The organism is Brevundimonas abyssalis TAR-001 (assembly GCF_000466985.1).
In the GTDB taxonomy this organism is placed as follows: Bacteria; Pseudomonadota; Alphaproteobacteria; order Caulobacterales; family Caulobacteraceae; genus Brevundimonas; species Brevundimonas abyssalis.
On record NZ_BATC01000001.1, the window covers coordinates 64,579 to 86,541 of the forward strand.

Below are 21,963 nucleotides of genomic sequence, written 5' to 3' on the forward strand. Positions count from 1 at the left end.
GTCGACCGACCAGCTCTAGAAGGTCGCGCGCAGCACCACGGTGAAGCGGCGATCGTTCATGAACCAGGACCGTCCGGCCGTCAGGAGATCGTTGTTCAGGACCTGACTGGTGCGGGTGATCTCATTGGTCAGATTGACCCCCTGCACCCCGATCCTGAAGTTGTCGTTGACCGTGTAGAAGAACGAGCCGTCCAGCTGGCCGCCGCCTTCCTGGATGATCGGGGCGAAGGGCACGATCACGTCGCGCACCGTCACCACGAAGTCCGAGCGGTAGGAGTAGGCCAGGCGCATGGACAACGGCCCCTTCTCGTAGAAGGCGGCGAAGTTCGCCGTGTGCTCCGACAGGCCCTGCAGCGGCAGCAGACCGGTGTCCACATTCGCCACCCGGCCCGATCCCACGTCCGGATCCGTGGCCGACAGGGTGCTCTGGCTGACGCCCTCGGAGTCCACATAGGTGTAGTTGGCGTTCACACCCAGGCCGTCCCACGGCGCCGGCAGGAAGTGGTAGACCTGCTGGTAGGCCAGCTCGAAGCCCTGGACCGAACCCGTCTCGTCCGAGTTCACCGGCTGGGTCACCACCGCGTCGAAGGTGGCGCCGTTGTTGGTGAACGAGTCCGGGTGACGCCGTTGGTGATCACATCCTTCAGGCGCTTGTAGAACACCGACAGGGTGATCGACCCCACATCATCGAAGTACCATTCGGCCGAGGCGTCGAAATTCACCGAGTCGATCGGGCGAAGGTAGGCGTTGCCGACGTTGAAGCGTCCGGTCGGCCGGCCGTTGATGATGTCATCCTCCAGAGCCGACAGCGCCACGTTGTAGTAGTTCCGCGTCAGGCCGATGTCCGGCAGCGTGATGGCCCGCGAGACGCCGAAACGGAACTGCAGCCCGTTGTCCAGCCGCGCCAACACATTGACGCTGGGCAGCCAGTAGTCGAACGAGGTTTCCGCATTGTCCTCGAACGTGGCGCCGTTGGCGAAGGCGCGGGCCTCGGCGCGCACCGCCGGGTCCAGACCGCAGAACGCCGACCGCTCCTCACCCGGAGGCAGGGGCGCCGTACATTCGGCTTCGGACGTGAAGTTCTGCTGCGTGAACGCGCGGACACCCTCCGCCGAACGCTCCATGTCCACATAACGGATGCCGACATTGCCGCTCAGCTGGACGCCGTTGTCCAGATCGCCCCGGAAGCGCAGCATGGCGTAGGCCGCGTTGGTGTCTTCCTGAACAGGGTTGATCTCCTGCGGAAGGAACGGCGTGCCGGGATTGACGCCGCAACGCATGGCCAGAGGCACCCAGTTCTGCGGGCAGCCGTCAGCGCCGTTTCGGGCGCGCCACTCGTCGCCCATCAGCAGGGCGTAATCCACATAGTCCTGATAGTTCTGGACGATGTTCGACCCATAGAACAGCCGCGGCTGGCCGCCCGTCGGATTGGGCACCTCGCCCCGCATGAAGTTGTCGAAGTTGAAGGTCCGGTGGAAATCGCTCGGGGTAGCGCCGCCTCCGGTGGCCGGGTCGCCGTTGGCCGCTTCATCCAGCCAGACGGGTCCGCCGCCGCCCCAGATTTCGCTGACCACGCCCCAGTTGTAGGTGCTGAATCGGGTGGTCTGGTCCCGCTCCGAACGCCGCACGCCGAAGCGGACGGATTCCAGGATCGGCATGTCGAAGAACTGATAGTCGACGTCGATGCGCACCGCGTCCAGGGTGCCCTCGCTCTCCTCGATGTGGTCCATCGCTGAGCGGGTGAAGGTGTTGTACGGGTTCGACAGACTGTCGTTCGGGCTGACGCCATACGTCGGACAGTTGTTCGTCGCCGGACCCGTACAGATGCTGCCGTCCGGCGCGCGGCGATCCGGCGTCAGGAAGGTGACGATCGGGATGTCGCTGCCCTGCATCTGAATGTCGGCGTACTGGAACGTGGAGTTCCACAGCCCCGCGTCGATGACATCGACCGTCGAATCCACGTGCTGATAATCGAAGTTGACGCGCAGGCGCTCGGTCGGCGTCCACTTGAAGTTCAGACCATAGTCCGTGGTCACATACTCCTGATGGACATCGCGGCGGATGTTGTTGCTCTGCAGGCCCCAGGCGGGCGTCCGCGGATCGGCCCCGTTCTGATCGTCCCGCCAGCCGGTCTGGCCGGTGATGACGCCGTTGGTGAACAGGCCGTCAGGGCCGAAGTCCAGGGTCGTCCCCTGAAGCGCCTGGGAGTCGCCGTTGTTCGACACATTGTCCGTGGCGATCTCCATGGCGTGCTCGGTCCACGCCTGGGTGGAGTCCGAACGCAGGAACTGCGCGGTCGCCTCCATGGTCCGGTCCGGGCTGCGCCACTGACCGGCGGCCGCATAGCCCGTCCGCTCGCGATCAAAGATCTGGCTGCGGAAGGCCGCGCCGCGCGGGAACCAGACCTGGCCCACCTCGGTGCCGGCCGGGCCCACCACGTCGCCGTTGCTGTACAGGGTGCGCGGCGCGTAGTTGGAGATCTGCTGGCCGTCGCTGCGGGCGGTCAGTTCAGAGCTCACCGCGTTCAGCAGCAGGCCGAATTCGCCCGCTTCGGTGTCCCAGCGGTCGCTGTAGAGCAGCGAGACCGTCGGGGTCCACTCCTCGGCGAAGTCGCCGTAGCTGGCCTCGACCGACCCCGCCAGGACGCGGCCCGGCGAGTCGAACGGCACGCGGGTGCGCAGATTGATGGTTCCGGAGATGCCGCCCTCGACCATGTCGGCGGACGGGTTCTTGAACACGTCCACGCCGCCCATCAGTTCGGCGGGCACGTCCGAGAAGCTCAGCACGCGGCCGTTGGTGGCGCTGAAGGTGTCGCGGCCGTTCAGCTCGCTTCGCACCCAGGTCAGGCCGCGGACGACCACGCCCGAGCCCTCGATGGAGAAGTGGTCCGGATCGACACCGGCGCGGAAGCGGTCGATGGACACGCCCGGCACCCGCTGCAGGGCCTCGGTCACGCTGCGGTCCGGCAGGGCCCCGATGTCCTCGGCGGTGATGGAATCGACGAAGACCTCCGAGTTCCGCTTGATCTCCTGCGAGCTGCGCAGGCTGGCGCGGATGCCGGTGATGACGACCTCCTCGACCTCGACGGCGTCGTCATCCGGCGGCGCGTCCTGCGCCATGGCCGGCGTCGCGGCCATGACCGCGGCGATGACCGCGACGGAGGCGCCGGCCTTCAGGCCGGCTCCGAAGCGGACGGAGTCCGCACGTGTTGTTCTTGAAGTATGCACCCGATTTCCTCCCCAGCATTTTCTTTTGTTAGCGCTACCAAATTGGGGCAGAGCCAAATGTCTGATTAATGAAGTCGTAGCCTAGCTTTTCCGGTTCCGCAAGTCCTCCTTTCCCTGACGTAATGGGTGACGCAATCCCGCCACATCCCGGGACCCGCACTGGGGTTTCAGCCGTTCCTCCCTTGAAAAACAGGGCTTTGGAACGCTTCCCCGACACGATAGACGGCATTGACCGCGCCATTTTTCTGCCTCTAGATGGAAAGAAAGCGCTGTGGGGAGAGCGCAACAGCATGTCGGACAAATGCATCACCAAGGTGCTGATCGTCGGCGGCGGCACCGCCGGCTGGATGACCGCCGCCGCCCTGTCCGAGACCCTGAAAGGGTTGGCGCTGGACATCCGTCTGGTGGAGTCCGAGGCCATCGGCACGGTGGGCGTGGGCGAATCCACCATTCCCCACATCCGCCACTTCAACACCCGGCTGGGGATCAACGAGGCGGATTTCCTGTCCCGCACCCAGGCCACCTTCAAGCTGGGCATCGAGTTCCGGGACTGGGGCCGGCTGGGCGACAGCTACATCCATCCGTTCGGGGCCTACGGCGCCGATCCCGCCGCCCATGAGGTCGAGTTGTTCCACCACCTGTGGACCCGCGCGGGCGCGCCAGAGTCCCTGGAGGCCTGGAGCCTGCCCGTCGCCATGGCGCGGCGCGAGCGTTTCACCCATCCCTCGACCGACCCGGCCTCGCCCCTGTCGGGCTTTTCGTATGCTTACCAGTTCGACGCCTCGCTCTACGCCGCCTATCTGCGTCGCTATTCCGAGGCGCGCGGCGTGGTGCGCACAGAGGGCCGCATCGCCGACGTCGCCCTGCATGGCGAGACCGGTTTCGTCACCCATGTGACGCTGGAAAGCGGCGAGCGCATCGACGCCGATCTGGTCATCGACTGCTCCGGCTTTCGGGGGCTGGTGATCGAGCAGGCCATGAAGACCGGCTATCATGACTGGACCCGCTGGCTGCCCTGCGACCGGGCCGTGGCCCTGCCCTGCGAGCACGGCGGTCTCTTCCCCCCCGCCACCCGCGCCACGGCGCTCAAGGCCGGCTGGGCCTGGCGCATCCCGCTGCAGCACCGCGTCGGCAACGGCCATGTCTATTGCAGCGCCTTCCTCGACGACGACGCGGCCGAGACCGCCCTGATGGACCAGCTGGAGGGCGCCGCCCTGGCCCCGCCCAACCGCCTGCGGTTCCTCACCGGCAAGCGCAAGCTCCAGTGGAACCGCAACTGCGTGGCCATCGGCCTGGCGTCCGGGTTCCTCGAGCCGCTGGAGTCCACCTCGATCCATCTGATCCAGGCCGCCATCGGCTATCTGCTGGACCTGTTCCCAACCGGCGACTGGGACCCGTCCGACGCCGCCGAGTTCAACCAGACCATGGACATGGAGTACGAGCGCATCCGCGATTTCCTGGTGCTGCACTATCACGCCACCACGCGCGACGATTCCGAGTTCTGGAACCACTGCCGCACCATGACCATCCCCGATTCCCTGGCCTGGAAGATGGAGCTGTTCCGCGAGCGTGGGGTCGTGGCCGCCTATGAGCACGGCGTCTTCCTGCATCCCAGCTGGGTCGCGGTCTATGTGGGCCAGCATGTCACCCCCCGCCGCTGGGACCCGCGCCTGGACGATCTCGACCCCGCCGCCGTGCGCGCCGATCTGGAAGGCCAGCGCCGCCGCATCGCCGGCCTGGCCGAGCGCCAGCCTCGCCACGCAGACGTCCTGGGCGCCGCCCGCGCCGCCGTCATGGCCGAGGCCCGGGCATGAGCGACGCCCGCTCCACCGGGACGGTCATCGTCGGCGACGGCCCCGCCGCCTGGATCATGGCCCTGGCGATCAGCCGAGGCGCCCCCGCCCGCGTCACCGTCATCACCCAGCCCTCGCCCGGCGATGTGGATCCCTACGGCCCGGCCCTGACCGCGCCCCCGGCGATCCGCGATCATCACGCCGACCTCGGCCTACACGACGCGGAGGTCATGGCCGCCGCCGTGCCCCTGTTCGGCCTGGCGCTGGAGGGGTGGGGCGACGCCCCCGCCTTCATCCCCTTCGGCCAGACCGGCGCTGACATGGCCTCGGTCACCTTCCACCAGCAGCTGGCCCGGCTGGACCGTCTCGACGCCCTGGCCGACCATTCCCTGTCCGCCCAGGCCGCGCGCCGGCGCCGCTACGCCCCGCCCTCGACGGACCCGGCCTCCTTCCTCTCCACCCTGGACCACGGGCTCAGCCTCGACGCAGGGCCCTACGCCGCCCTGCTGCGCCGCCACGCCCTGAAAGCCGGCGCGACCGTCATCGAGGGCGCGGTCAGGACGGTGGAGCGCGCCCCGTCCGGCGCCGTCGCCGCCGTCTCCCTCGCGGACGGCGCGACCGTGCCCGGCGACCTGTTCATCGACGCCTCAGGCCCGGCCGCGGTCCTGACCGACGCGCCGCTCCAGTCGTGGGCCAGCGACCTCCCCTTCGACCGTCTCCATGTGGAGACACGCCCGACAGCGAACCGCCGCTCCATCTCGTCTTCCGCACCCCCGGCGACGGCCTCGAGCGCGACGCCCCCCTGCCCGGCCGTCGGGTGCAGGCGCGGCTGACCCGGGGCGGCGACGGCGCGCCCTTCCAACCCGGCCGCCGGGACCGCTTCCGGGACCGCAACGTCATCGCCGTCGGCGCCGCCGCCCAGGTCCTGCCGCCGCTGGGCGCCGGGGCCCTGCATCTGATCCACCGCGCCGCCGGGCATCTGGTCCGGCTGTGGCCCGCCACCGCCGACGGGGCGGTCGAGGCGCGCGAGTTCGACCGGCTGATGACCGCCGAGGTGGAGGCCGACCGCGACTTCGCCCTGATGCTGCTGCGCCGTCAGGCGCGACGCTGACCGCGCCCGCCGCCCACCGCCTGGCCCTGTTCGAAGCCCGGGGCCGGGTCAGCCGCCGCGAACAGGAGCCCTTCACCCCCGGCTTCCTCGCCGCCGCCCTGCTGGCCTCAGGCGTCCGGCCGCGCCGCGTCGACCCGATGGCCGAGGCGCTGGACCCCGCCATGCTGGCCGCCCGCGCCGACCGCATCCGCGACCTGGCCTCCCGCACCGCCTCCACCTTGCCGCCCTGGAACCCCGCCCCATGATCCAGCCGGATCTGATCCGAAACGTGGTCATCGTCGGCGGCGGCACAGCCGGTTGGATGGCGGCCGCAGCCCTGTCCCGCCTCATCGCGAACGGCGTCACCAGCGTGACCCTGGTGGAGTCCGACACCATCGGAACCGTGGGCGTGGGCGAGGCGACGATCCCGCCCATCCGAACCTTCAACGAGATGCTGGGCCTGGACGAGCGCGCCTTTCTTCAAGCCACCCGCGGCTCCTACAAGCTGGCCATCGAGTTCGTGGACTGGACCCGCCCCGGCCACACCTATCAGCACCCGTTCGGCCCCTTCGGCGCCGACATCAATGCGGTCAAATTCCATCAGTTCTGGCTCAAGATGCACCGCGAGGGCCGCGCCGCGGAGTTCGGCGACTACAATCTGTGCGGCGTGGCCGCGCGCCTGAACCGCTTCGGCGCCCTGCCCCCGCAGCACCGCTCGCCCCTGACCCCCATGTCCTGGGCCTATCATTTCGACGCCGCCCGCTACGCCCGCTTCCTGCGCGACCATGCCGAGACGCGCGGGGTGGTGCGTCAGGAGGGCAAGGTCGTCTCGGTGGAGCAGCGCCCCGAAGACGGCTTCATCGACGCCATCGTGCTGGACGACGGCCGCCGGGTCGAAGGCGAGCTGTTCATCGACTGCACCGGCTTCCGGGGCCTGCTGATCGAACAGGCCCTCAAGGCCGGGTTCGAGGACTGGAGCCACTGGCTGCCCTGCGACCGGGCCGTGGCGGTCCAGTGCCTCAACGACAACGCCATCTCCCCCTTCACCCGCTCCACCGCCCGCGAGGCCGGCTGGCAATGGCGCATCCCGCTCCAGCACCGGGTCGGCACGGGCTATGTCTATTCCAGCGCCCACATCTCCGACGATCAGGCCGCCGACACCGTCATGGCCAATCTGGACGGCAAGCCCGTCACCGACCCCCGGATCCTCAGCTTCCGGGCCGGGCGCCGCAGGAAGGCCTGGGTCAAGAACTGCGTCGCCCTGGGCCTGGCCTCAGGCTTTCTGGAGCCGCTGGAGTCCACCAGCATTCACCTGATCCAGGCCGGCATCACCAAGCTGCTGGCCCTGTTCCCGCACCGGGGCTTCGACCCGGTGGCCATCGACGAGTACAACCGCCTGACCAATGTCCAGATCGAGCAGATCCGCGACTTCATCATCCTGCACTACCACGCCAACGAGCGCACCGGCCTGGACCTTTGGGACCACGTCCGCACCATGGCCATCCCCGACTCCCTGCAACACAAGCTCGACCTGTTCCGGGGCGCCGGCCGCTTCTTCCGCCACGAGGACGAGTTGTTCGCCGAGTCCAGCTGGATGGCCGTGCTGATCGGCCAGAACGTCATGCCCCAGCGGTACGACCCCCTCGTCGACTCCATCCCCGAGGCTGACGTGGCCCGCGCCATGGAGGAGCTGCGCACCACCATCCGCGCGGCGGCCGAAAGCCTGCCCGATCACGCCGACTTCCTGGCCCGCCACTGCGCCGCGCCCGAACCTGAATCCGTCCCCGCCTGAGGCCCCATGACCGACACCACCGACCACCGCATCCGGAAGATCGTCATCGTCGGCGGCGGCACGGCCGGCTGGATGACCGCCGCCGCCATGGCCAAATTGCTGGGCCGCGACTTCGCCGACATCACCCTGGTGGAATCCGACGACATCGGCATCGTCGGGGTCGGCGAGGCCACCATCCCCCAGATCGGCATCTACAACCGCATGCTGGGCCTGGATGAGGACGAGTTCGTCCGCAAGACCCAGGGCTCCTTCAAGCTGGGCATCCAGTTCGTGGACTGGGGCAGGAAGGGCCACACCTATTTCCACCCCTTCGGCCCGTTCGGCGTGGACATGGAGGGGGTGTCCTTCCACGCCTACTGGCAGCGGCTGCATCTGGCGGGCGACCCGCACCGGCTGGAGGACTATTCGCTGCAGGCCGTGGCGGCGGCCGAGAACCGCTTCATGCGCGCCATCGACGCGGGCCGCTCGCCTTTGTCCAGGATCGCCTACGCCTTCCACTTCGACGCCGGCCTCTACGCCCGCTTCCTGCGCGGCTTCGCCGAGGAGCGGGGCGTCGTGCGCCGCGAGGGCAAGATCGTCGATGTGGAGCAGCGCGCCGAGGACGGCTTCATCCAGGCCGTGAAGCTGGAAAGCGGCGAACGCATCGAGGGCGAGCTGTTCATCGACTGCTCCGGCTTCCGGGGCCTGCTGATCGAACAGACGCTCAAGACCGGCTACGAGGACTGGACCCGGTGGCTGCCCTGCGACCGCGCCGCCGCCGTGCCCTGCGAGAGCGTGCCGACCTTCACCCCCTACACCCGCTCCACCGCCCGCGACGCCGGCTGGCAGTGGCGTATCCCGCTGCAGCACCGCACCGGCAACGGCTACGTCTATTCCAGCGACCACATCAGCGACGATCAGGCCGCCGAGACCCTGCTGGCCAATCTGGACGGCAAGCCCCTGGCCGACCCGCGCTTTCTGCGTTTCGTCACCGGGCGGCGCAAACAGGCCTGGGTCAAGAACGTGGTGGCCATCGGCCTGTCGTCCGGCTTCATCGAGCCGCTGGAGTCCACCAGCATCCACCTGATCCAGAGCGGCGTCGCCAAGCTGATGCAGATGTTCCCGGACAAGCGCTTCGAGCCCGCTGACCGCGAGCGCTTCAACCGCATGACCCAGGTCGAGACCGAACAGGTCCGCGACTTCATCATCCTGCACTATCACCTGACCGAACGGGACGACACGCCGTTCTGGGACCGCTGCCGCACCATGGACGTGCCCGACAGCCTCAAGGAGAAATACCGCCTGTTCGAAGGCTACGGCCGGATCTTCCGCGAGAACGACGAGCTGTTCAACGACACCAGCTGGATGGCCGTCATGGTCGGCCAGGGCCTGAAGGCCCGCGGCTACGACCCCGTCGCCGACGTCCTGAGCCTGGACGAAACCCGCGCCCGCCTTGCCGAAATCCGCCGCGTCATGCGCACCTCCGCCGATTACATGCCCCTGCAGACCGAGTTCATCCGCAACAACTGCGCGGCGGGGTGAGGGTACGCAGACCCTCTGGACACACCGCCCCTCTCCACCCATGATAGCGCTAACAATGACGCCGCCCGGCGGCGCGGGAGGACATCATGAAATACGCCCTGACGGCCCTCGCGGCCGGCCTCGCCCTGACTGCGCCCGCCTTCGCGCAGGACGCCCCCACCGCCCGTTTCGACTGGTTCGCCTATGAGGGCGCCGATCCGGAGCACGCGGTGGTCCAGCCCGGCCCCGGCCAGTTCCGCAACCCGATCCTGTCCGGCTTCTATCCCGACCCGTCCAACACCCGCGCGGGCGAGGACTATTATCTGGTCACCTCGACCTTCGCCTACTTCCCCGGCCTGCCCGTGTTCCACAGCCGCGATCTGGTCAACTGGACCCAGATCGGCAACGCCATCGACAGGCCGGACCAGGTGGACTTCGGAACGCTGGGCCTGTCGCGCGGCCTGTTCGCCCCGACCATCGAGCACCACGAGGGGGTCTTCTACATCCTCAACACCTGCGTGGACTGCGGCGACAATTTCGTCATCACCGCCACCGACCCGGCGGGACCGTGGTCCGACCCGGTCTGGCTGCCGGATCTGGCGGGCGGCATCGACCCGGCCCTGTTCATCGACGAGGACGGCTCGGCCTGGATCCTCAACAACGGCCCGCCGGACCGCGAGCCGGAATACGAGGGCCACCGCGCCATCTGGATCCAGCGTTTCGATCTGGAGACCCTGTCCACCCAGGGCCCGCGCACCCTGCTGGTGGACGGCGGCGTGGACTTCTCGACCCAGCCCATCTGGATCGAGGGGCCGCACATCTACAAGGTCGACGGCCGCTATGTGCTGACCGCGGCCGAGGGCGGCACGGCCGAGGCGCACTCCCAGGTCGCCCTGGTCGCCGACCGGCCCGACGGGCCCTATACGCCCGATCCGGACAACCCCTTCCTGACCCAGCGCGACCTGCCGCGCGACCGGGACTTCCCCATCACCTCGGCGGGCCACGCCGATCTGGTCCAGACGCCGGACGGGGACTGGTGGGCCACCTTCCTGGCCGTGCGTCCCTATGGCGAGGACTTCTACAACACCGGGCGCGAGACCTTCCTGATGCCCGTGACATGGGAGAACGGCTGGCCGCGCATCACCGCGCCGGGCGAGGTCATCCCCCATGTGCTGGACCGCCCCGACCTGCCCGAGCAGCCCGCGCCTGACCTGCCCACCACCGGCCCGTTCAGCGTCACCGAGGACTTCGACGGCGAGGCCCTGCCCATCCACTGGCTGACCGTCCGCAACCCCCGCTCGGACTGGTTCAGCGTCTCAGGCGGCGCCCTGCACCTGACCGCCCGGCCGCAGGGCCTTGGCGACATGGCCAATCCGTCCTTCGCCGCCCGCCGCCAGCAGCACATGACCGCCGCCGCCTCCACCGAGGTGCGCTTCACCCCGGCCCACGACGGCGACCGCGCGGGCCTCGCCGCCTTCCAGAGCGACGACTTCTGGTGGTTCATCGGCGTCGGCCGTCATGAGGGTCAGGACGTGGTGCTGGTCGAGCGCCGGGCCGGGCCGGACGATCCGGCGCGCGGCGTCATCGTCGCCTCCGCCCCCCTGCCCGTCGCCCCCGGCCAACCCCTGCGCCTGCGGGCCAGCGTCGACGTCGGCGAGATCGACCTGGCCTTCGCCACACCGGACGGTCAGTGGACGGCGCTTGTCACCGACGGCGACGCCAGCATCCTCAGCACCCGCACCGCCGGCGGCTTCGTCGGGTCGGTGTTCGGCGCCTACGCCTATTCCCCCGCCGGACCCGCCGATTGATGCAGCCAATCCCGCCGCGCGCGCTATGCTCGCGCCGGTTCAAAGGGAGGCGCTCATGGTCCGTTTCATCGTCCAGTGGCTGGTCACGGCCCTCGGCCTGTGGCTGTCGTCGGTCCTGATCGCGGGCGTCGAGTTCAGCAGCACCACAGTGCTGATCCTGGCCGCCCTTGTGCTGGGCCTGATCAATGCGGTGATCCGGCCCATTCTGGTGATCATCACCTTCCCCATCACGGTCATCACCCTGGGCCTGTTCCTGCTGGTGGTGAACGCCGCCATGATCGGCCTGGCCTCGGCCTTCTTCGACGGCTTCACGGTCAGCGGCTTCTGGCCCGCCATCGGCGCCGCCGTGGTCACCGGCGTGGTCAGCTGGATCGCCGGCGCCTTCATCCGCGACTGATCACTCCGCCAGCGTCCGCCGGAACGAGAACCCGTCGTCGGTGCGGATGTCGTCCACGCGCCAGCCGTCCGCCTCGCGCCGCAGGATGAACAGCGGCGCCCGCGCGCTCTCGGCGTCGTCCGCCTTGCCGAAGTCGAAGCGCGCCCGCACCGCCGCCCGGTCGGCCGAGGCCTCGACCACGCTGACCTCGCGCAGGGTCAGGCCGTGGGGGTCCTGGCACAGGCACACCGGATCGGCCTCCAGCGCCGGGTGCAGGCCTTCGTCGGGCCAGGCCCGCGCCGCCTCCAGCATCCCCGCCACCTCGGCGGTGAACACTTGTCCCGCCACCGCCGGATCCAGCGGCGCGAAATCGGCGTCGTCCATCCGCGTGTAGAGAGTCCGCACAAAGGCCTCCGCCTCGCCCCGCGCCGTCTCCGTCGGGTCGGCCGCCGCCTCCGGCGCGTCCGCCTCCGGCTTGGTCTCTTCCGCCGCTGCAGGCGCCTCGACCCCGGGCGTGGCTTCTGGCTCATCCGCCGCGCCGCACGCCGCCAGCCCCAGGCCCAGAACCGCCGCCATCATCATCCGCCGCATCACGCCCTCCCCTGTCATGCGCCCATCCCGCCGCCGCGTCCCCGTCCTGGCCACTGTCCATAGCTGACGGCCTCTGCTAGACCGGCCGCCATGACGGTTCGTGCGCGCATCATCCTGATTTCCATTCGCCGCCCGGCGTAGCGCTTCAGGGCTTGGCCCCGCGCACGCCGGGGTCCAGAAATCACCCGCAACCGACAAGCATACCAGCCTGAGACACCCATGGCCGACGCCCCCCAGACTCCCGATGGCCGCGACTATCGCGACACCGTCTTCCTGCCCGACACCCCGTTCCCCATGCGCGGCGGTCTGCCGAAAAAGGAGCCGGAGATCCTGGCCGCCTGGGGCGACCTCTACGCCGACCTGCGCAAGCAGCGTCAGGCCGAGGGCGCGCCCCTGTTCGTGCTGCACGACGGCCCGCCCTACGCCAACGGCGACATCCACATCGGCCATGCGCTGAACAAGACCCTGAAGGACTTCGTGGTCCGCTCCCAGTTCCTGCTGGGCAACGACGTGGACTACGTTCCCGGCTGGGACTGCCACGGCCTGCCCATCGAGTGGAAGATCGAGGAGCAGTTCCGGGCCAAGGCCGCCGCAAGGATGAGGTCTCCAAGGCGGAGTTCCGTCAGGCCTGCCGCGACTACGCCGCCGGCTGGATCGACGTGCAGCGCGAACAGTTCAAGCGCCTCGGCATCGTCGGAAACTGGGACGGCCGCTACGCCACCATGGACTTCGCCACCGAGGCGGCCATCGTGAAGGAATTCCACAAGTTCAAGAACAGCGGCCAGCTCTATCGCGGCTCCAAGCCCGTCATGTGGTCGCCGGTGGAGCGCACCGCCCTGGCCGACGCCGAGATCGAGTACCACGAGCACAACAGCCCCACGATCTGGGTAAAATTCCCGGTCACCGGCGCCACGGACGACCATCCCGACGACCTGCTGGCCTTCCGCCACGCCACGCCCGCCATCGTCATCTGGACCACCACCCCGTGGACCATCCCGGCCAACCGCGCCATCAGCTACGGCCCCGAGATCGACTACGGCCTGTACGAGGTCACCGCGCTGGAGGAAGGGCTGGAGTTCGAGCCCTGGGCCAAACCCGGCGACCGCCTGATCCTGGCCGACAAGCTGGCCGAAGAAGTCTTCAAGGCGGCGAAAATCGCCGGCTGGACCCGCGTCGACGCGGTCAATCCGTCCGGTCTGGAATGCGCCCACCCGTTGGCGGCCCTGCACCCCGGCTTCGGCTATTCGGTGCCGCTGCTGGCCGGCGACCATGTGACCGACGAGGCGGGCACCGGCTTCGTGCACACCGCCCCCGGCCACGGCGCGGACGACTACGAGGTCTGGCGCGCCCACGGCCATCACGAGATCCCCGACACCGTCGATCCCGACGGCGCCTACTATGAGCACGTGCCCCTGTTCGGCGGTCTCAAGGTGCTGGAGACCGAGGGCAAGAAGACCGGCAAGTTCGGCCCGGCCAACCCCGCGGTGATGGAAAAGCTGATCGAGGCCGGGACCCTGCTGGCCCGCGGGCGCATGGACCATTCCTACCCGCACAGCTGGCGCTCCAAGGCCCCGGTCATCTTCCGCAACACGCCCCAGTGGTTCGTCCGTCTGGACGGCGAGCACGGCCTGCGGGACAAGGCCCTGGCCGCCATCGACGCCACCACCTTCCACCCGGCGGGCGGGCGCAACCGCATCCGCTCCATGGTCGAGACGCGCCCCGACTGGCTGATCAGCCGCCAGCGCGCCTGGGGCACGCCCCTGGCCATGTTCGTGGACCGGCAGACCGGCCAGCCCCTGCACGACGACGCCGTGGACGCCCGCATTGTCGAGGCCGTCCAGGCCGAGGGCGCCGACGCCTGGTTCACCCGCCCCGACAGCGACTTCCTCGGCGCCGGCCATGACCCGGACCGCTACGAGAAGGTCGAGGACATCCTCGACGTCTGGTTCGATTCCGGCTGCACCCATGCCTTCACCATCGAGGGCCGCGCCGATTCAAAATGGCCCGCCGACCTCTATCTGGAAGGCTCGGACCAGCACCGCGGCTGGTTCCAGTCGTCCCTGCTGGAGGCCTGCGGCACCCGCGGCCGCGCCCCCTATGAGGCGGTTCTCACCCACGGCTTCACCCTGGATGAGAACGGGGAGAAGATGTCCAAGTCCAAGGGCAACACCGTCAATCCCCTGACCGTCATCAACGAGTCCGGCGCCGACATCCTGCGCCTGTGGGTGTCGGTGGTGGACTACGCCGAGGACCAGCGGATCGGAAAGCAGATCCTGCAGACCACGGTGGACGCCTATCGCAAGCTGCGGAACACCGTCCGCTACCTGCTGGGCGCCCTGAACGGCTTCGACGAGGCCGAGCGCCTGACCGATCTGGACCAGTTCCCGCCGCTGGAGCGCTACATCCTGCACCGCCTCTGGGAGCTGGACGGCGAGGTGCGCGCCGCCTACGCCCGCTATGACTTCCAGGACGTGGTGCGCCCGGTGCTGGAGTTCTGCTCCGGCGACCTGTCGGCCCTCTATTTCGACATCCGCAAGGACAGCCTCTACTGCGACCGCCCGGACAGCCTCAAGCGCCGGGCCGTGCGCACCGTCATGGACGAGGTCTTCACCCGCCTCACCGCCTGGCTCGCCCCCCTGACCCCCTTCACCATGGAGGAGGCCTGGACCACCCGCTTCCCCGAGGCGGGCTCCAACTGCGCCCGCGTCATCCCGGCGACGCCCGCCGAATGGGAGAACACGGCCGAGGCGGCGCGGTGGGCCAAGGTCGATACCGTGCTGGAAGAGGTCAATGACGCCCTCGAGGCCGCCCGCCGCGACAAGCTGATCGGCGGCGCCTGGACGCCTGGCCCTCGGTCACGGCCCCCGCAGACGCCATCAGCGCCTTCGACGGTCTGGACCCGGCCGAGGTCTTCCGCACCTCCGGCGCCGAGCTGTCGGCGGGCGAGACGGCGGTGACGGTCAAGGTCGCCGACGCTCCCAAATGCCGCCGCTGCTGGCGCCGCATGCCGGACTTCAGCGAATCCAGCGGCCTCTGCGGTCGCTGCGAGGACGCCGTGGCGGCCATCGACGCCGGGCGCTGATCAGCCCGTCAGTCGACGCACAGGGTCGCTGCGGCCCGGCCGTTCTCCACGCGGGTGAAGCAGCCGAAGGGCGAGGAATTGGCCTGGCACACGCCGGTGACCGCCTCGCCTTCCGGCGGGCGCTTGTCGTCGGCCAGACGGCACTCGCCTGGCACTGCGCCGCGTCGGTGCACGGCTGCCCCGCGTCGGCATAGGCGATCACGCACCGGTAGGCGCCCAGCCGGCCTTCGCGCCGCCAGTCGCCGCCCGCCGCCTCACACCCCGTCTGGTCGCCGGGGATCTGCGAAGCCGCCGCAGACGGCCCGGACTCCGCCAGCTCCGTCGCCGGGGCCGGCTCGGCGGGCATGCAGCTGATGCACAGGAACGCCAGGGCGGCGGCGGGGATCCAGGTCTTCATGGGCGCTCCGTTCAGGTCCGCTGCACTTAGCGCACGCGCCGACGGATCGTTCAACGGCGCCGGCCTTAGAGCCGCGTTAACCCTCGGGGGGCATGGTCGTCAGCAAGTTTCGGGCCACGCGGCCCATGACGGGCAATACGCGACAGGGGCGACGCCGTGATCGGGCAAAGGCTGGAGATCAGACAGGGCCAGGGGCTGGTCATCACGCCCCAGCTGCAGCAGGCCATCAAGCTTCTGCAACTGTCCAACCTTGAGCTGGACGCCTTCGTCGAGGCCGAACTGGAGCGCAATCCCCTTCTGCTGCGCGACGAGGGCGAGACCGACGTCGAGGAACGCCGCGACGCCGACGCGCCGGTCGAGGCCGCCGACGACCGCGACACCTCCGAACGGGACCTGACCGAAGGCTCCGCCCGCGACGCCGAAGGCGCCATGGACGCCCGCGACGATGATCTGTACGGCGACGCCGCCCCGGGCGAGCGCAGCGGCGACCGCGCCGCCGACGAGGCGGGCCAGCCCGGCCTGTCCGAATGGTCGTCCGCGGGCAAGGGCGGTGGCCAGCCTGCGGGCGAAGGCTCCGACGACCGGCCCGACCGGCGCGAACAGACCCTGTGGGAGCATCTGCTGGATCAGGCCGCCGTGGCCGGATTCAGCCCCGCCGACCACGCGGTGGCCCAGGCCCTGATCGACATGACCGACGAGGGCGGCTACCTGCGCGGCGACCTCAACGAGGTGGCTGACCGTCTCGGTTGCGGCATGGACAAGGTGGAGGCCGTGCTGGCCGTCTGCCACGGCTTCGAGCCCACCGGCGTCATGGCCCGCTCCGCCCCCGAATGCCTCCAGCTGCAGCTGGTCGAGCGCAACCGCTTCGATCCGGCCATGGCCTGCCTGCTGGACAATCTGGAGCTTCTGGCCCGCCGCGACATGGCGGCGCTGAAGCGCGCCTGCGGCGTCGATGACGAAGACCTCCGCGAGATGATCACCGAGCTCAAGGCCCTGACGCCCCGCCCCGGCGCGGCCTTCGGCGGCGAACCGGCCCAGACGGTGGTGCCCGACGTCTTCGTGCGCCCCGATCCGGCGGGCGGCTGGCGGGTGGAGCTGAACGGCGACACCCTGCCCCGTCTGCTGGTGGACAAGCGCTACCACGGCCTCGTCTCCGGCGGCGCGCGCGGCGAGGAGGAGAAGACCTTCGTGGCCGACTGCGCGGCCCAGGCCAACTGGCTGGTGAAGAGCCTCGATCAGCGCGCGAAAACCATCCTCAAGGTGTCGTCCGAGATCGTGCGCCAGCAGGACGCCTTCCTGGCCTTCGGTGTCGAGTTCCTGCGCCCCCTGAACCTCAAGACCGTGGCCGACGCCATCGGCATGCACGAATCCACCGTCAGCCGCGTCACCTCCAACAAATACGTGGCTACCCCGCGCGGGTGTTCGAGCTGAAATTCTTCTTCACCGCCTCCATCGCCGCCACCGACGGCGGCGCGGCCCATTCGGCCGAAGCCATCCGCCACCGGATCAAGTCCATGATCGACAACGAGGTCCGGGACGGCGACGTGCTCAGCGACGACCGCATCGTCGACATCCTCAAGGAGGCGGGCGTCGACATCGCCCGCCGCACCGTGGCCAAGTACCGCGAGGCCCTGCGGATTCCCTCCTCGGTGGAGCGCCGCCGGATGCTGAAATCCGCCTGAAACGGCGCCGCTTCACACCCGCGTGAGAAAAGACCGAAAACCCCTGTTCCGCTTGACACCAAACGCCTGCGGGCGCGTTCTTGGGGCATGCAGATTCAAGTCAGTGGCAAGCATGTGGATGTCGGCGACGCGTTAGGCTCGCGCATCTCCCAGGAACTTGAAGACGGGATCGGAAAATACTTCGAACGCGGCGGCGAGAACGCCGAGGTCGTCGTCTCCCGCGACGGACACCAGTTCAAGGTGGATTGCTGGGTCAGGCTCGCTTCGGGCCAGACGCTGGTGACCCATGGCCTCGGCGGCGACGCCCATGCGGCCTTCTCCGAGTCCCTCGGCAAGCTCGAAAAGCGGGTCCGACGCTACAAGCGCCGCCTCAAGGACCACCACGGCGGCCCGCGCGGTCTTTCGCCCGAGCAGCAGGAGAACGCCGCCCGCGAGGTGGCCTCCCTGACGGTCTTCCGCGACCCCGACACGGTCGAGGATGAAGAGTTCGGCGAGGCCGGCGCCCCCGGTGACGCCCCGGCCGCCATGGTCATCGCCGAAAGCCAGTCCGAAATCCGCACCCTCACCGTGGGGCGCGCGGTGCTGGAGCTGGACCTCACCGGCTATCCCGTCCTTCTGTTCCGCAACGCGGGCCACGGCGGCATTTCCGTGGTCTACCGCCGGCCGGACGGCAACATCGGCTGGATCGATCCGGAACGGACCGTGGCTTCACGGAACGGTCAGGGTTCCTGAGTTATAGCTTCCCCATGAGGGCGTAAGCGTCTAAAGGGGCGCCGCCTTCCGGCAAGAGTTAACAGTGTTTCGGGGTTATGATGGACATCGGTGAAATGCTCGCGCGTGACGGCATCGTCACGCGCAGCGGGGCGTCGTCCAAGCGGCAGGCCCTGAACATGGTCGCCGATGCGGCCGCCCCAATTCTGGGAATCGATCATGCCCGGGTTCTCGAGGCGTTGATGGAGCGCGAGGCCCTCGGCTCCACCGGCCTGGGCGGCGGCGTGGCCGCCCCCCACGCGCGGCTGGCCGGCCTCGACCGGGTCGTGGGCGTCTTCGTGCGCCTGGATCACCCGGTGGCGTTCGACTCGGTGGATGACCGGCCCGTGGACCTGCTGTTCGGCCTGTTCGCCCCGCCGGAATCCGGCGCCGAGCACCTGCGCGCCCTGGCGGCGGTGTCGCGCCTCCTGCGCTCGTCGGAAATGCGCGAACAGCTGCGCCAGGCCCGCACCACGGACGCCATCAACGCCCTGTTCGTGCGCGAAACGCCCGTTCAGGCGGCCTGATAGACTTAAGCCTGATCGCTTGAGATGGAATCGCTGCGCGATTTCCGACGAGGCCGTGAATCAGGCTTTCGCATCATGCTGGACCGAAATCTGAGCCCGGTTGGGCGGACGCCAACCGAACCGTTTTCGGTCCACGGTCTGTCCCTGTAAATCCGTCATCCTCGGGCTTGTCCCGAGGACCCATTGTGGCCTCAAGCGCGATTTTGAGGCGCTTTGACTGTCCGGGGCGACCCGGCGACCTGTCGAGACTGTTTTCACCATTGGCCCTCGGGACAAGCCCGAGGGTGACAGAATATTGAAATCACTGAACTATTTTAGCGCGACTTACAGGTACACGACCTAGGGCGTGTGCTCATAGAATCGCCGAAGCCACGGGTCGGCTCATAAGCAGCACATCAAAGTGTGCTCACGACCCGTTGCGGACCTCCCCGGCTCCGCTACGGTCGACCGATGCGCGCCGCCTACGACAAGCTGCTGGAAGATGTCTGCGTCCGCCTCGGGTTCTGCGGCTCCGTTGTCGATGGCCAATCGCTGCACGTTGACCAGTTCCTCCCGGAGTCTGGAGTCCTGACCAATGACGAGTTCGCCGATGCCCTGTTCAAGGCGGAAGGCTGGGACCCGGATGGCTCAGAGGCCAGAACTTTCCGCCCCAGCGTGCGGGAGGCGTTCGTTCGGCACATGGGCGCGTCCGAAGTGGACGCAGGTCAGCGCTAGAAGCCGCGTCCGCTTATCGCCCGCAGGCCCAAGTCTTCTGTCGACCCGTTGCGGACGTTCGAGTTGGCCTGAACGTCGACACGTGTTCTCATGCCGGCATGATCGAGGCCGTCATCGCCGTCAGCGTGCTCATCACGCAGTCCCGAAATGACTTCTGGGTCGTCACCCACGTCGACGCGCATGAAGCCAGCGCGATCAATGTCGGGTTCGCCTTCGTTCCTGAAGGTGAGGATTTCATCGTGACGTCTGCATACACGGTTCATCGCAACGGGACGGCGGCTACCCGGTGGACCACCCCGGCTTATACTCTTGAAATCCTCGCATTCAGGTGCGCCGACCGAACCTTTCAGTTGCGTCGCTCATGGAGCTATAGCGGCGTTGCTGACCCCACCGGTCCCCATGAACCTGATGCACCGTTCTCGAGGGTTGAGGACGCCAAGCGCGCATCGCAGGCTGATGCCGTATGCCAACCTCGGTCAAACTACACGGACGGCTTCCGTAGCTATTTCGACTTCATGCGAGCTTACGGCCTGTAGGACCAACAGTGTCCGCTTTCCACCCATTGCGACGCTTCGGGGCGCCTGCTGTCCGGCAGGCCGCCCTGCGCCATTTATGAGGACATGGCCTAGTGGACTGAAACCGGCGCCAGCTCGTGGGCCACGGCGGCCGCGAAGGCCGTTTCGCGGTCGATCATGACCGCCAGCCGCTCGCCGTCCGCGCCATGCACGGCGTACAGGGTCTGGTCGGGCTCCAGGTCCAGGCCCCGGATGTCGTCCACGCGCGCGTCGGCCAGCACGTCGGCGGCCTTGATTTCGCGCACATAGACCAGGTCCGGCGCGCCCAGGGCGGTGAAGTCGTCTTTGGTCATGACCGGGGTCATGGGAGTATCTCCTTCAGAGAGGAAACGCCTGGACGGGCGCGCGGTTCGACGCGCGGCGGCCGCCAGACGAAAAGAAAGCGGGTCAGCCCGAGGTGATCGGGATCCGCTTGATGGTTTCGGCCCGCTCGGGGCGCTTCAGGTCCACGTGCAGAAGGCCGTGCTCCAGCGCCGCGCCGGTGACCTCGAGCCCGTCGGCCAGGACGTAGCTGCGCACGAACCCGCGCGCCGCGATGCCCCGGTGCAGATAGGCGTTGTCGGTCTTGCCGGCGTCCTCGCGCTTTCCGGCGATGGTCAGCTGGCGGCCTTCCAGGGTCACGGTCAGGTCGTCCGGGGTGAACCCGGCCACCGCCAGGCTGATTCGCACGCCGTCCGGGCCGCGATCCTCGACATTGTAGGGCGGATAGCCTTCCGCCGCCGCCTTGGCGGCCCGGTCGATCAGGGCCCGGGTCTGGTCGAAGCCCAGCAGAAAGGGGCTGTCGAACAACAGGGTTCGCGTCGTCATTCCAGTCCTCGCAACAAGCGACTGTCTCGCCGGTCCGCGTCCCCCCGTGATCGGCGAGGACGCCCGGCGTCTCCGTTCAGATAGGAAACCCGCTCGTCGCGATCAATAAGCCGCCCGCCCGATCAGCTGGCCGCGAACTCGCTCAGGGCGTCCATGACGGCCCGGTTCTGGTCCTCGGTCCCCACGGTGATGCGCAGGGAGTCGTGCAAACCATAGCCGCCGACGGGCCGAACGATGATGCCCTTGGTGTTCAGATAGTCGCTGGCCGCCTTGGCCCGGTCCGCGTCCTTGAACCGCACCAGCACGAAATTGCCGGCGCTGGGCGGCACATCGAAGCCGAAGCCCTTGATGGCCTGGGTCAGGCGCGGCCGCCAGGTCTGGACCAGCTCGCGCGACGCCTTCACGTGCGCCTCGTCCGACAGGGCCGCCACCGCCGCCTCGATGCCGGGCACCGAGACGTTGAACGGCAGGCGGATGCGGTCCACCGCCTCGGCCACATGCAGCGGCGCATAGCCGAAGCCGACCCGCAGGCCCGCCAGACCGTGAATCTTCGAGAAGGTGCGCGTCACCACGATGTTGGCGCTGTCCTTGGCCAGCGGAAAGGCGGTGGCCCAGTCGGGCTCGGTCACGAATTCCGCATAGGCCTCGTCCACCACCAGCAGCACCGACGACGGCAGTTCCGCGTGCAGGCGCTCGATCTCCTCGGCCGCGTTCCACGATCCGGTGGGGTTCGACGGGTTCGACACATAGACGATGCGCGTGCGCTCATCGACCTGCGCCAGCAGGGCGTCCACCTCGGCCTTGAGTTTGGGCTCGGGCGCCGACTTCACCTCGGCCTGGTTGGCCAGGGCCGAGATGCGGTAGGCCAGGAAGCCGTACTGGCCGGTGACGATGTTGTCGCCCGGCGTCAGATAGGTCTGGTTCAGAAGGGCGAACACCTCGTCCGAGCCGTTGCCGAAGATCAGGCGCTCGGGCTCCAGCCCGTGGTGGTTCGCCACCGCCTCACGCAGCTTCGCGGCCCGGCCGTCGGGATAAAGCGCCAGGTTCTTGATGGCCGCCTCATAGGCCTCACGGGCCAGCGATCCGGCCCCCAGGGCGTTTTCGTTGGAGGACAGCTTCATGGGCTCGGCCACCCCGTCCACCTTGGACTTGCCGCCCACATAGGGGGCGATGTCCAGAATCCCGCTCTTGGGGGCGGGTCCAGTCGGCGCGGCGCCCTTGTCGGTGTCGGTCATCAGCGTCATCCCTGTCG

General features: G+C 68.6%; 18 protein-coding genes and 2 pseudogenes. 13 read left to right on the top strand and 7 right to left on the bottom strand.

The genetic code is table 11. The annotated features are described in order from the left end of the window. Positions 1 to 15: 15 nt before the first annotated feature. Both MBEBAB_RS16950 and MBEBAB_RS00210 read right to left on the bottom strand, forming a co-directional pair. Positions 16 to 576 (bottom strand): TonB-dependent receptor, encoded by a 561-nt coding sequence (locus MBEBAB_RS16950; RefSeq protein ID WP_242396993.1) that lies wholly within the window; start codon positions 574 to 576, stop codon positions 16 to 18. Further along, positions 573 to 3,227 (bottom strand): TonB-dependent receptor, encoded by a 2,655-nt coding sequence (locus tag MBEBAB_RS00210; RefSeq protein ID WP_242396994.1) that lies wholly within the window; start codon positions 3,225 to 3,227, stop codon positions 573 to 575. The genes MBEBAB_RS16950 and MBEBAB_RS00210 overlap by 4 nt, the downstream gene beginning before the upstream one ends. Before the next feature lie 290 nt (positions 3,228 to 3,517). Between MBEBAB_RS00210 and MBEBAB_RS00215 the strand changes: the two genes are divergently transcribed. The 7 genes from MBEBAB_RS00215 to MBEBAB_RS00245 all read left to right on the top strand — a co-directional run bounded on the left by MBEBAB_RS00215 (position 3,518) and on the right by MBEBAB_RS00245 (position 11,607). After that, positions 3,518 to 5,041, top strand: a complete 1,524-nt coding sequence (locus MBEBAB_RS00215; RefSeq protein WP_021695895.1) for a tryptophan halogenase family protein — start codon at positions 3,518 to 3,520, stop codon at positions 5,039 to 5,041. Beyond that, complete coding sequence (locus MBEBAB_RS14850; protein ID WP_021695896.1) at positions 5,038 to 5,853, top strand: tryptophan 7-halogenase; 816 nt, start codon at positions 5,038 to 5,040, stop codon at positions 5,851 to 5,853. Before MBEBAB_RS00215 ends, MBEBAB_RS14850 begins: the two co-directional genes overlap by 4 nt. Then, positions 5,838 to 6,131: a tryptophan 7-halogenase gene (locus MBEBAB_RS00225; protein WP_021695897.1), complete on the top strand. Its 294-nt coding sequence runs from the start codon at positions 5,838 to 5,840 to the stop codon at positions 6,129 to 6,131. The genes MBEBAB_RS14850 and MBEBAB_RS00225 overlap by 16 nt, the downstream gene beginning before the upstream one ends. Before the next feature lie 241 nt (positions 6,132 to 6,372). Beyond that, complete coding sequence (locus tag MBEBAB_RS00230; RefSeq protein WP_021695898.1) at positions 6,373 to 7,902, top strand: tryptophan halogenase family protein; 1,530 nt, start codon at positions 6,373 to 6,375, stop codon at positions 7,900 to 7,902. 6 nt (positions 7,903 to 7,908) lie between these two features. Then, positions 7,909 to 9,423 carry a tryptophan halogenase family protein gene (locus MBEBAB_RS00235; protein WP_021695899.1) on the top strand — a complete coding sequence of 505 codons (1,515 nt, stop codon included), beginning with the start codon at positions 7,909 to 7,911 and terminating at the stop codon, positions 9,421 to 9,423. Between the two features lie 86 nt (positions 9,424 to 9,509). Further along, complete coding sequence (locus MBEBAB_RS00240) at positions 9,510 to 11,210, top strand: glycoside hydrolase family 43 protein (protein ID WP_021695900.1); 1,701 nt, start codon at positions 9,510 to 9,512, stop codon at positions 11,208 to 11,210. Positions 11,211 to 11,265: 55 nt separating this feature from the next. Then, positions 11,266 to 11,607 (top strand): phage holin family protein, encoded by a 342-nt coding sequence (locus MBEBAB_RS00245; RefSeq protein WP_021695901.1) that lies wholly within the window; start codon positions 11,266 to 11,268, stop codon positions 11,605 to 11,607. Here MBEBAB_RS00245 and MBEBAB_RS00250 read toward each other — a convergent pair whose 3' ends face one another. After that, entirely contained in the window at positions 11,608 to 12,195 is a 588-nt protein-coding gene (locus tag MBEBAB_RS00250; protein ID WP_081703357.1) for a DUF3828 domain-containing protein, read from the bottom strand. Positions 12,196 to 12,396: 201 nt separating this feature from the next. Between MBEBAB_RS00250 and ileS the strand changes: the two are divergent. Beyond that, positions 12,397 to 15,259 (top strand): annotated as a pseudogene (gene ileS, locus MBEBAB_RS00255) (isoleucine--tRNA ligase). Between the two features lie 8 nt (positions 15,260 to 15,267). Here the strand turns inward: ileS and MBEBAB_RS16385 are convergent. Beyond that, positions 15,268 to 15,414 carry a hypothetical protein gene (locus tag MBEBAB_RS16385; RefSeq protein ID WP_021695904.1) on the bottom strand — a complete coding sequence of 49 codons (147 nt, stop codon included), beginning with the start codon at positions 15,412 to 15,414 and terminating at the stop codon, positions 15,268 to 15,270. A 398-nt stretch (positions 15,415 to 15,812) separates the two neighbouring features. Between MBEBAB_RS16385 and rpoN the strand changes: the two are divergent. From rpoN to MBEBAB_RS00285, 5 genes and pseudogenes are all read left to right on the top strand, one after another. Beyond that, positions 15,813 to 17,338: pseudogene (rpoN, locus tag MBEBAB_RS00265) on the top strand (RNA polymerase factor sigma-54). An 87-nt stretch (positions 17,339 to 17,425) separates the two neighbouring features. Next, on the top strand, positions 17,426 to 18,070 hold the full coding sequence (gene hpf / locus MBEBAB_RS00270) for a ribosome hibernation-promoting factor, HPF/YfiA family (RefSeq protein ID WP_021695906.1): 645 nt from the start codon (positions 17,426 to 17,428) through the stop codon (positions 18,068 to 18,070). A gap of 80 nt (positions 18,071 to 18,150) precedes the next feature. Then, positions 18,151 to 18,615, top strand: a complete 465-nt coding sequence (locus MBEBAB_RS00275; protein ID WP_045318598.1) for a PTS sugar transporter subunit IIA — start codon at positions 18,151 to 18,153, stop codon at positions 18,613 to 18,615. Between the two features lie 450 nt (positions 18,616 to 19,065). Beyond that, positions 19,066 to 19,329: a hypothetical protein gene (locus MBEBAB_RS00280; RefSeq protein WP_021695908.1), complete on the top strand. Its 264-nt coding sequence runs from the start codon at positions 19,066 to 19,068 to the stop codon at positions 19,327 to 19,329. 98 nt (positions 19,330 to 19,427) lie between these two features. Further along, a complete protein-coding gene (locus MBEBAB_RS00285; protein ID WP_045318584.1) occupies positions 19,428 to 19,865 on the top strand; it encodes a hypothetical protein in 438 nt (145 codons plus the stop codon). Between the two features lie 89 nt (positions 19,866 to 19,954). Here the strand turns inward: MBEBAB_RS00285 and MBEBAB_RS00290 are convergent, their stop codons facing one another. The 3 genes from MBEBAB_RS00290 to hisC form a co-directional block, all read right to left on the bottom strand. Further along, entirely contained in the window at positions 19,955 to 20,209 is a 255-nt protein-coding gene (locus tag MBEBAB_RS00290; protein WP_021695910.1) for a DUF1150 family protein, read from the bottom strand. Positions 20,210 to 20,291: 82 nt separating this feature from the next. Continuing rightward, positions 20,292 to 20,711: an Hsp20 family protein gene (locus tag MBEBAB_RS00295; protein ID WP_021695911.1), complete on the bottom strand. Its 420-nt coding sequence runs from the start codon at positions 20,709 to 20,711 to the stop codon at positions 20,292 to 20,294. Between the two features lie 122 nt (positions 20,712 to 20,833). Further along, positions 20,834 to 21,946, bottom strand: coding sequence for a histidinol-phosphate transaminase (hisC, locus tag MBEBAB_RS00300; RefSeq protein ID WP_045318599.1), 1,113 nt, complete (start codon positions 21,944 to 21,946; stop codon positions 20,834 to 20,836). Between the last annotated feature and the right edge of the window lie 17 nt (positions 21,947 to 21,963).

Excerpts from the sequence above, each read along its gene's own strand:
- MBEBAB_RS00215 (WP_021695895.1), top strand. The coding sequence starts at position 3,518 with ATGTCGGACAAATGCATCACCAAGGTGCTGATCGTCGGCGGCGGCACC.
- MBEBAB_RS14850 (WP_021695896.1), top strand. The coding sequence starts at position 5,038 with ATGAGCGACGCCCGCTCCACCGGGACGGTCATCGTCGGCGACGGCCCC.
- MBEBAB_RS00230 (WP_021695898.1), top strand. The coding sequence starts at position 6,373 with ATGATCCAGCCGGATCTGATCCGAAACGTGGTCATCGTCGGCGGCGGC.
- MBEBAB_RS00235 (WP_021695899.1), top strand. The coding sequence starts at position 7,909 with ATGACCGACACCACCGACCACCGCATCCGGAAGATCGTCATCGTCGGC.
- MBEBAB_RS00240 (WP_021695900.1), top strand. The coding sequence starts at position 9,510 with ATGAAATACGCCCTGACGGCCCTCGCGGCCGGCCTCGCCCTGACTGCG.
- MBEBAB_RS00245 (WP_021695901.1), top strand. The coding sequence starts at position 11,266 with ATGGTCCGTTTCATCGTCCAGTGGCTGGTCACGGCCCTCGGCCTGTGG.
- MBEBAB_RS00250 (WP_081703357.1), bottom strand. The coding sequence starts at position 12,195 with ATGACAGGGGAGGGCGTGATGCGGCGGATGATGATGGCGGCGGTTCTG.
- hpf (WP_021695906.1), top strand. The coding sequence starts at position 17,426 with ATGCAGATTCAAGTCAGTGGCAAGCATGTGGATGTCGGCGACGCGTTA.
- MBEBAB_RS00275 (WP_045318598.1), top strand. The coding sequence starts at position 18,151 with ATGGACATCGGTGAAATGCTCGCGCGTGACGGCATCGTCACGCGCAGC.
- MBEBAB_RS00280 (WP_021695908.1), top strand. The coding sequence starts at position 19,066 with ATGCGCGCCGCCTACGACAAGCTGCTGGAAGATGTCTGCGTCCGCCTC.
- MBEBAB_RS00285 (WP_045318584.1), top strand. The coding sequence starts at position 19,428 with ATGATCGAGGCCGTCATCGCCGTCAGCGTGCTCATCACGCAGTCCCGA.
- MBEBAB_RS00290 (WP_021695910.1), bottom strand. The coding sequence starts at position 20,209 with ATGACCCCGGTCATGACCAAAGACGACTTCACCGCCCTGGGCGCGCCG.
- MBEBAB_RS00295 (WP_021695911.1), bottom strand. The coding sequence starts at position 20,711 with ATGACGACGCGAACCCTGTTGTTCGACAGCCCCTTTCTGCTGGGCTTC.
- hisC (WP_045318599.1), bottom strand. The coding sequence starts at position 21,946 with ATGACCGACACCGACAAGGGCGCCGCGCCGACTGGACCCGCCCCCAAG.